The sequence below is a fragment of the Streptomyces rubradiris genome (assembly GCF_016860525.1).
GTDB lineage: Bacteria > Actinomycetota > Actinomycetes > Streptomycetales > Streptomycetaceae > Streptomyces > Streptomyces rubradiris.
This window is the reverse complement of record NZ_BNEA01000005.1, coordinates 1-9,984: the sequence shown is the minus strand read 5'-3', so window position 1 is coordinate 9,984 and position 9,984 is coordinate 1. Positions and strand designations below refer to the sequence as shown.

Here is a 9,984-nt window from a genome sequence, read left to right as displayed (position 1 = left end):
GAAGCGGGCCGCGGCAGGGACCAGAAACGCGAAACGGCGCGGGCACGGTGACCCGTGCCCGCGCCGCGCGCCGTGTGCGGGGTCAGGCGGTGCGCCCCCGCGCCCGGCGGACCGGCCGCACGATCATCCAGACCGAACCGGCCAGCAGGAGCAGACCCACCACCAGCGACCCGATGCCGATCCAGGTCAGGCCCGCGACCTTCGCCGCGACGGTGACATGGCCGGACTGGCCGCGCGATCCGTCGGCCTTCATGACGACCGCCTGGACGTCACCGGACTTCACGGACCAGTTCAGCGTCTGCGCCCCCTGCCCGCTGGCCTTGGCGACCCACACATCGGCCTGGGCCGGCGGTGTCTTGGGGGTGCCGCCGTCGTGCCGGCTCGCGGTGTCGCCCTTGTCGCTGGAGTCGTGGATGGTCACGTGCTGGACGCCGTCCAGGTACCGGCCCAGCTTGTCCTGTTCGGCGAGGCCGACGAACACCGGGTCGGAGGGGTTGTCCGGCTTGAAGGTGATCCGCAGGTCGTTCAGCAGGCCCCCCATCTGCTTGTCGGCGCGCCAGCTGTCGGTGGCCATGGCGTAGGTGTCGGTGCGGTGCGCGTACTTGCCGGTCCCCAGGTCGATGTAGCCGTCGTCGTGCGAGGCCATGTACACGGCGGTGCCGCCCAGACCGACGAGCGTCAGCGCGACGAGGGTCAGGATTCCCCCGACCACGACGGCGGTGACGCGCCGGGCCGTCCAGCCGGCGGACGAGGTGCGGCTTTTCGCGTCCTGCACGGAACTCCTGGCACCCATGTCGGTCACAGACTCCTCCTCGGTTCCTCACCCGGGTGGTCACGCCGGGTGCACGGTGTTTCGCTGCGCGGACGGTCCCTGCACGGCGGCACGAGATGCCCTGTCCGGCCCACTTGCCCCAACGTAACCGGACGAGTGCCCTCCGGCATCAGGGTCAACCCCTACGCGCATATCAGGGCTGTCCCCTAGGACACCCGCACGGCGGGCGAACGCCTGGCCGTACCGCCGCACCGGAGCGTTCAACTGCTCGGCAGAAGCCAGTTGAACGCTGCGGGCGGGCGACCCCGCGCGGGGTTCCCCGCGGGGTCGCCCGGACCCCGGCCGGGACCCACGCGATTCACCCTCGATTCACCTCCGGCCCGGCCGTGCCAGGAGATGTTCGACTGTCCGTATCGGCCACTTGAACATCCCGGCGGGCCTCGCCGATCCGCCACGCTCTCGGCACACCGTACGCGAATCGCGGCCACTGGACTCGGCCACGGCCCGGATGCCAGCATGCGTTCCGCGCTTGCCCGGTAATACCTTCGCTTTTCTCCCCTGCGGGAAACGCGGACGAATCGTTTTCCGTATTCGCGGACTGAGCCGGAAAGAGGTCGGCAGACAATGCAAAAGATCCTCGATGCGATCCTCGCGGGCGAACTCGACGAGGTGGGCCACCTGCCGGTGCCGGATTTCTACCGGGGGGTCGTGCTGCACGCCGACGAGACGGCGATGTTCGAGGGGCTGGCGAGCCGCGACAAGGATCCGCGCCGGTCGCTGCACCTGGAGGAGGTGGCCACCCCCGAACCGGCCGCCGGCGAGGTGCTGGTGGCGGTGATGGCGAGCGGGATCAACCACAACACGGTGTGGTCGTCGATCTTCGAACCGGTGCCGACGTTCGGCTTCCTGTCCCGCTACGGCCGTACCTCGCCCCAGGCGGCCCGGCACGACCTGCCCTACCACGTGCTGGGCTCGGACCTCGCCGGTGTGGTGCTGCGCTGCGGCGAGGGGGTCACGGCCTGGCGTCCCGGGGACCAGGTGGTCGCGCACTGCCTGTCCGTGGAGCTGGACCACCCCGACGGGCACGCCGACACCATGCTCGACCCGGAGCAGCGCATCTGGGGGTTCGAGACGAACTTCGGCGGGCTGGCCGAGCTGGCGCTGGTCAAGGCCAACCAGCTGATGCCCAAGCCGCGTCACCTCACCTGGGAGGAGGCGGCCGCCTCGGGGCTGGTGAACTCCACCGCGTACCGGCAGCTGGTCTCCGCGGGCGGCGCCCGGCTCAAGCAGGGCGACACCGTCCTGATCTGGGGCGCCACCGGCGGACTGGGCTCGTACGCCACCCAGCTGGTCCTCAACGGCGGGGCCACCCCGGTGTGCGTCGTGTCCAGTCCGCAGAAGGCGGAGCTCGCCCGGCGGATGGGCGCGGAACTGGTGATCGACCGCAGCGCCGAGGGCTACCGGTTCTGGAAGGACGAGCACACCCAGGACCCGCGGGAGTGGCGGCGGTTCGGCTCCCGGATCAGGGAACTGACCGGCGGTGACGACCCGGACATCGTCTTCGAGCACCCGGGCCGCGAGACGTTCGGCGCGAGCGTGTACGTGGCCCGCCGCGGCGGCACCATCGTCACCTGCGCGTCCACCTCCGGTTACGAGCACGTCTACGACAACCGGTACCTGTGGATGCACCTCAAGCGCATCGTGGGCACGCATTTCGCGAACTACCGCGAGGCGTGGGAGGCCAACCGGCTCGTCGCCAAGGGCCTGGTGCATCCCACGCTGTCGCGGGTGGTGCCGCTGGAGGACACCGCCCAGGCCGTGTACGACGTGCACCACAACCGGCACCAGGGCAAGGTCGGGGTGCTGTGCCTGGCCCCCGAGGAGGGGCTCGGGGTCGGCGACCCGGAGCTGCGGGCCCGGCACGAGCCGGCGATCAACCGGTTCCGCACGTCCTGAGGCCTTCCGCCACCTGCCGGGCCGGCTGTTTCTTGACGGTCCCGCGGAACCTGATGGATGCTGACGGAAAATGGGCGGCATTCCACCGGGAGTTCCGGGTGCCCACGCACCGGACGGTATTTCCCCGGCCGCCTCTTCGTATCAGCCCATCCTGATTCTCCCGGCCGCACCACGGCCTCTGTGCTGAAGCACCGCACGTAATGAAGCAATCAGGACCGCGCGGCACGATCCGCGTACTCCGCACGAGTTCACGCACGTTCGATATCGAGAGGACGCTCGCATGCCGGGCCGGGACGCACGATCGCTTGTCGACCATTTCCGTACGGTCTTGCAGGAACACTCGCAGGAGTCGATCTTCCGCTTCCTCGTGGACGGCGAGGGCGAGCCCCAGGCCCTGGGCAACGCCGAGCTGGACCTGCGCGCCCGGGCGATCGCCGCGGTGCTGCGGGAGCGCTTCCCGGCGAAGGAGCGCGCCCTGATCATGTGCCCGGCCGGGCTGGACTACGTCGTCTCGTTCTTCGCCTGCCTGTACGCCGACATCGTCGCCGTGCCGGTCTACCCCCCGGACCCGGCGTTCCCGATGCGCACCCTGCCGCGGCTGACCGCCATCGTCGACGACGCCGAGCCCGCCGTGGTGCTCGCGCCCGCCGCGACGGTCGCCCTGGTCGACCGCTTCGCCGAACACGCCCCGACGCTGCGGGACATCGCCTGGATCGCCGTCGACGACGTCGACACCGCCGCCGCCGACGGCTGGCGCGACCCCGGCAGCGGCCGTGACGACCTCGCGTTCCTGCAGTACACGTCCGGCTCCACCAGCAGCCCCAAGGGCGTGATGGTCAGTCACGGCAACCTGATGCACAACATCTCGGAGATGAACCGGCAGTTCTTCGCCGGCGATCCCCACCAGCACATGGTGAGCTGGCTGCCGCCCTTCCACGACCTGGGCCTCATCATGGGCCTGCTCACCCCGGCCCACGGCGGCTACCCGGTCACCTTCATGTCGCCGTACTCGTTCCTGAAGCGACCGCTGCGCTGGCTGCGCGCGATCTCCGACGCCGGCGCGACCGCGAGCCCCGCCCCCAACTTCGCCTACGACCTCGCGGTGGCCAAGGTCACCGAGGAGGACCGGCGGACCCTGGACCTGAGCACCTGGCGGGTCGCCCTCAACGGCGCGGAGCCGGTGCGCAAGGAGACCATGGACCGTTTCTCGCGCACCTTCGCCGAGTGCGGCTTCCGGCCCGCCACCCATGCCCCGTCCTACGGCCTGGCCGAGGCCACCCTGGTGGTCTCCACCGGGGATCCGGCCGCCGAGCCCGTCCACCGCAACCTGCGGGCCGAGGCGCTGCTGACGGGCACCGCCGAGGACGCGACCCCGGGCGAGGCCGTACGCAACCTGCCCAGCTGCGGCTTCTCCCTGCACGACCAGCGTGTCGTCGTCGTGGACCCGCAGACCCGCGCCGCCCTGCCCGACGGCCGGGTCGGCGAGATATGGGTGTCCGGGCCGAGCGTCGCGCACGGTTACTGGCGCCGCCCCGAGGCCACCGAGGAGACCTTCCGGGCCCGGCTCGACACCGGAGAGGGAACGTTCCTCCGTACCGGTGACCTCGGATTCGCCGACGGCGGCCAGCTCTACGTCACCGGCCGCATCAAGGACGTCGTCATCGTCGCGGGCCGCAACCACTACCCCCAGGACATCGAGCGGACCGTCGAAAGCGTCGACCCGGGCCTGCGGCCGGGCTGCGGAGTGGCCGGCGCCCGCGAGATCGACGGCGAGGAACGCCTCATCGTCGTCCAGGAGTACCGCGGCAGCCGCTCGCCGGAGGACCGCGCCCGGGTCATCGACGCGATACGCACCGAGGTCGCCCGCGAACACGGACTGCAGCCGTACATCGTCGCCCTGGCCCGCACCGGGACGGTACCGAAGACCTCCAGCGGCAAGCTCCAGCGCCGGGCCTGCATCGACAGCCTCCTCGGGGGCACCTTCGAACCGCTCGCGCTGTGGCGGGCGGACGAGGCCGGCCCCGGCCCGGCGGCGCCGGACGCGCCCGCGGCACCGGGCGCGCCGACCGCCCCGCCCGACGCCGCCGTGATCCAGCGGTGGCTGCGCGAGGCGCTGGCCGCCGCGACCGGACGGCCGGCCGGCACCATCGACCCGGAGCTGCCGTTCGCCGGGTACGGACTGCGATCCGTGGAACTGGTCGCGATGGTCGGGGACCTGGAGCGCCGTCTCGGCGTCCCGCTGGAGCCCGGCATCGTCTGGGAGCACCCCACCGCCGCCAAGCTCGCCCGGCACCTGGCCGGGCAGCCCGCCGCCGTCGAGGCGCCCGGGGCCGCCGACGAGCCCCCCACGACCCTCACCGCCCCGGCGCCCGTCGCACCGGCCGCGCACACACCGGACGGGTCCGGGGCGGACGAGCCGATCGCCATCATCGGCATCGGCTGCCGCTTCCCCGGCGGCGTCGACGGCCCCGACAGCTTCTGGCAGCTGCTGAGCGAGGGGCGCGACGCGGTCACCGAGGTGCCCCCGGAGCGCTGGGACACCGAGGAGTTCACCGACGAGGACCCCTCGGCCCCCGGCCGCACCAACAGCCGCTGGGGCGGTTTCGTCGACGGGATCGACCGCTTCGACGCCGGCTTCTTCGGCATCTCGCAGGCGGAAGCCGCCCGTATGGACCCCCAGCAGCGACTGCTCGCCGAGGTCTCCTTCGAGGCCCTGGAGAACGCGGGCGTGCCCACCGGCTCGCTGTCCGGCACCCAGACCGGCGTGTTCATCGGCATCTCCACCTTCGACCACGCCACCGGCGAGCTGGGCGACCTCGACGCCATCGACGCCTACACCGGCACCGGCAGCGCGCTGAGCATCGCCGCCAACCGCATCTCGTACCTGCTGGACCTGCGCGGCCCGAGCATGGCCGTCGACTCCGCCTGCTCCTCCTCGCTGGTGGCGGTGCTCCAGGCCTGCGCGAGCCTGTCCCGCGGCGAGTGCGGCCTGGCCCTCGCTGGCGGCGTGAACCTGGTGCTGTCCCCGGCCTTCGCCATCAACTTCAGCAAGGCCGGGGTGATGTCCGCCGACGGCCGCTGCAAGCCGTTCGACGCCGCCGCCGACGGCTATGTGCGCTCCGAGGGCGCGGGCGTGGTGGTCCTCAAGCCGCTCAGCCGGGCCCTGGCCGACGGCGACCCCGTGCACGCCGTGATCCGGGGCGGCGCCGTCAACCAGGACGGCGCGAGCAACGGGCTGATGGCCCCCAACCCGAAGGCCCAGGAGGCGGTCGTACGCGCCGCCCACGCCAGGGCCGGGGTGCGCGCCCGCGACATCGCCTATGTGGAGGCCCACGGCACCGGCACCATCCTCGGCGACCCGATCGAGGCCAAGGCCCTCGGCGCGGTCCTCGGGGACGGCCGCGACCCGGACCGGCCCTGCCTGATCGGCTCGGTCAAGTCCAATCTCGGGCACATGGAGGCCGCCGCCGGGATCGGCGGTCTGATCAAGACCGCCCTGATGGTCCGCCACCGCGTGGTGCCGCCGACCCTGCACTACCGCACCCCCAACCCGCACATCCCCTTCGCCGACCTGCCCGTCCGGGTCGCCGACACCCTCCAGCCGTGGCCCACCGACGCCCCCGCCCTCGCGGGTGTCAGCTCCTTCGGCTTCGGCGGCACCAACGCGCACCTGGTGGTGGAGGAACCGCCGCGGGCCGCCGGCCGGCCCGGCGCCACAGCCGACGGCGCCGTGCTGCTGACCGTCTCGGCCCGGGACGAGCAGGCCCTGCGCGACCTCGCCGCCCGCTACGCGGACAAGCTCACCGGCACCACGCCCGTGGGCACCTTCGCCTCCGCCGCCGCCGTCCGGCGCACCCATCACGAGCACCGGCTGGCCTGCGTCGGCTCGTCGGCCGCGGAACTGCGCGGGGCGCTCGCCGCGTTCGGCCGCGGCGAGGAGGCGCCCGGCCTCAGCTCCGGCGTGCGCCGGGCCGGCCGGCAGGACAAGGCGGTGTTCGTCTTCTCCGGGCAGGGACCCCGCTGGTGGCCGCTCGCCGCCGACCTGCTCGACGGCGAGCTCGCCGGGGAACGGGCCTTCCGGGCCGTCCTGGAGCGGGCCGACGCCCTGCTGCGCCGCCACACCGACTGGTCGCTGCTCGACCAGCTCACGGCCGACCCGGACCGCTCCCGGCTGCTCGACACCGCCGTCGGCCAGCCCGCCCTGACCGCGGTGCAGACAGCGCTGGCCGCCCTGTGGCGCTCCTGGGGGGTCGAACCCGCCGCCGTCGTCGGGCACAGCGTCGGCGAGATCGCCGCCGCCCAGGTCGCGGGCGCGATCTCGCTGGAGGACGCCCTCCTGATCGCCCTGCACCGCGGTACCGTCCTGCACGCCGCCACCGGCAAGGGCCGGATGGCCGTCGCGGGCGTCTCCCTCGACCGGGCCCGCGCCCTGCTGGCCGAGCGCGCCCCGGGACCGGTGTGGATCGCCGCCGCCAACAGCCCGAACTCCACCGTGTTCTCCGGCGAGGGCCCCGCCGTGGAGAGGTTCGCCAAGTCCCTGGCGGACGAGGGGCTCTACTGCAAGGTCCTGGAGTCGGTCGGGTTCGCCTCCCACTGCCCCCTGATGGAGCCCGTCGCCGCCGAGCTGCGGCGGCAGCTGGCCCCGCTGCGGCCCCGGCCCACCGCGATCCCGATGGTCTCCACCGGCACCGGCGAGATCGTGCCCGGCGACCGCCTGGACGCCGGGTACTGGGCCGCCAACCTCACCCGGCCGGTCCTGTTCGACACCGCCGTCACCGCGCTCGCCGACACCGGGCACACCGTCTTCGTCGAGGTCTCGCCCCACCCGATGCTCACCGACGCCGTCACCGAGCGCGTCTCGTCGTACGACGACGCGGTCGCGGTGTCCTCGCTGCGCCGGGACCAGCCGGGCCGGGCCGCCGTGCTCACCGAGCTGGGCCGTCTCTACACCGCCGGCCACCCGGTCGACTTCACCCGGGTCCACGGCCCGGCCGGTCCCATGGCCGACCTGCCCTCCTACCCCTGGCAGCGCACCCGCTGCCGACACGAGCGGCGCCCGGGACGCCCGGCCGCGCACCGCGGCCACCCGGTCCTGCGCGAGCGCACCGAATCGGCGCTGCCGCCGCACGCCGTGCACTGGTCGGCGCCCGTCTCCCTCGCGGAGTTCCCTTACCTGACGGATCATCAGATCGGCGGCAGTCCCGTCCTGCCCGCCGCCCTGGTGCTGGACGCCGCGCTCGCCGCGGCCCGCGCGCACCTCGGTGGCGCCGCCGCCCTGGACGACATCACCCTCAGCCGGCTCACCGTCGTGCCCGAGCAGGCCGAGGACAGCACCCTGCAGCTCGTCCTGCTGCCCGGCACCGCCGACACCGGCACGGTGCGGCTGTACACCCGGGCCGGCGCCGGCGAGCAGTGGACCGAGGCCGCGCGGGCGGCCTTCCGCCGGGCCGCCCCCGGGGCCGGCGCCGAACCGCTGGCCGCCGTACGGGCGCGCTGCGCCACCACCGCCGCGGCCGACGACCACTACGCGGCACTGCGCCGCGCCGGACTGGCCTACGGCCCCGCCTTCCAGGGGGTGCAGGAGCTGTGGCGGGGCCGGGCCGAGGCCGTCGCCCGGCTCCGCGAGCGGACCGCGCTGACCACCGACCGCGGCGAGCACCCCGTGCACCCCGCCGTGCTCGACAGCGCCCTGCAGGTCCTCAGCGCCGCGCTCGACGCGCAGGAGACCCCCCTCGACGCCACCTACCTGCCGGTCGCCGTCGGCGGCTTCACCCTCTTCACCGACCGCGCCGAACCCCGCTGGGCCCACGCGGCCGTCACCGCCCGGCCCGGCGCCGAGCGGATCACCGGCGCCACCGTCGTCCTGTACGACGACGCGGGCACCGCCGTCGGCGAGGTCACCGGCATCACCCTGCAGCGCCTGGAGCGCGCCGGGGCCGCCGACCCGCTCGACGAGTTGCTGCTCGACATCGCCTGGCGCCCCGCGCCGGCCGGATCCCCCGGCACCGCGCGGCAGCCGGGCACCTGGCTGCTGTTCGCCGACACCGGCACCACCGCCGCCACTCTCGCCACCGGCCTGCGCTCGCGCGGTGCCACCTGCCTCACCGTCACCGCCGGTTCGGCCTACCGCAAGGCCGGCCCGCACACGTACGAGGTCGACCCCGGGCGCCGCGAGGACCTCGCCGCGCTGCTGGCCGACCTGGCCGACGCGGATGTCCGCCCCGACGGCATCGTCCACGCGTGGGCGCTGGACGCCGGCCCCGGCGAGCACGGCGACGTCTGCCTGCCGGTGCTGCACCTCGTGCAGGAACTCGCCCGCGCGGGCCAGGACCCCGCGCCCCGCCTGGTCCTCGTCACCCGCGGCGCCCAGCGCGCCGCCGACGGCGACGAACCGGCCGTGGGGCATGCCCCGTTGTGGGGTCTGGCCCGGGTGATCGGCCTGGAGCACAGCGAGCTGCGCACCACCGTCGTCGACCTGGACCCGGCCCGCCCGGCCGCCGAGGGCACCCAGCTGCTCGAGGAGGTGCTGCGTCCCGGCGACGACGACCAGGTCGCCCTGCGCGGCGAGGTGCGGCTGACACCCGCGCTCCAGCCCTGGGCGCCCGCCGGCCGGGACACCGGGGACCGGCGTCCCTCCTGGTCCTTCGACGCCGCCCGCGACGGCAACCACCGGCTGCTGGCCACCCGCCCCGGCGCCCTGGCCAGCCTCCGCCCGACCTGGTGGCACCGCACCCCGCCCGGACCCGGCGAGGTCGAGATCGAGGTCACCGCCGCGGGCCTGAACTTCAGCGACGTCCTCAAGGCCCTGGACTCCTACCCGGGAGCCGAAGGCGTCGTACCGCTCGGCGCCGAGTGCGCCGGCCGGATCACCGCGGTCGGCGAGGGCGTACGCGGGCGCCGGGTCGGCGACCGGGTCATCGCCGCCGGCCCCGGCGGCATGGCGGCCTTCCTCACACTCGACGCGCGCCTGACGGCCCCGGCCCCGGCGGCCCTGGACGACGAGCAGGCCGCCGCGGTGCCCATCGCCTTCCTCACCGCCGTGTACGGCCTGGAACACCTCGGCCGGCTGCGCGCGGGGGACAGCGTGCTCATCCACTCCGCGACCGGCGGCGTCGGCCTCGCCGCGCTCCAGGTCGCCCGCCGCCGGGGCGCGCGGGTGTTCGCCACCGCCGGCTCCCCCGCCAAGCGCGAGATGCTGCGCGGCCTCGGCGTCGAGCACGTCATGGACTCGCGCACCCTCGACTTTCGCGCCGAGA

The 9,984-nt window shown here is 74.2% G+C and carries 3 protein-coding genes; 2 read left to right on the top strand and 1 reads right to left on the bottom strand.

All coding sequences use genetic code 11. The features are described 5' to 3' along the window. Positions 1-82 precede the first annotated feature (82 nt). On the bottom strand, positions 83-802 hold the full coding sequence (locus tag Srubr_RS09055; protein WP_189997945.1) for a hypothetical protein: 720 nt from the start codon (positions 800-802) through the stop codon (positions 83-85). Between the two features lie 594 nt (positions 803-1,396). Between Srubr_RS09055 and ccrA the strand changes: the two genes are divergently transcribed. Next, entirely contained in the window at positions 1,397-2,728 is a 1,332-nt protein-coding gene (gene ccrA / locus Srubr_RS09050; protein WP_189997946.1) for a crotonyl-CoA carboxylase/reductase, read from the top strand. A gap of 328 nt (positions 2,729-3,056) precedes the next feature. Then, positions 3,057-9,984: type I polyketide synthase (locus Srubr_RS09045; RefSeq protein WP_230426646.1), on the top strand; the 6,928-nt coding region annotated here is incomplete at its 3' end.

Bases quoted from the DNA above. Each gene is read 5' to 3' on its own strand.
- ccrA (WP_189997946.1), top strand. From the start codon at position 1,397: ATGCAAAAGATCCTCGATGCGATCCTCGCGGGCGAACTCGACGAGGTG.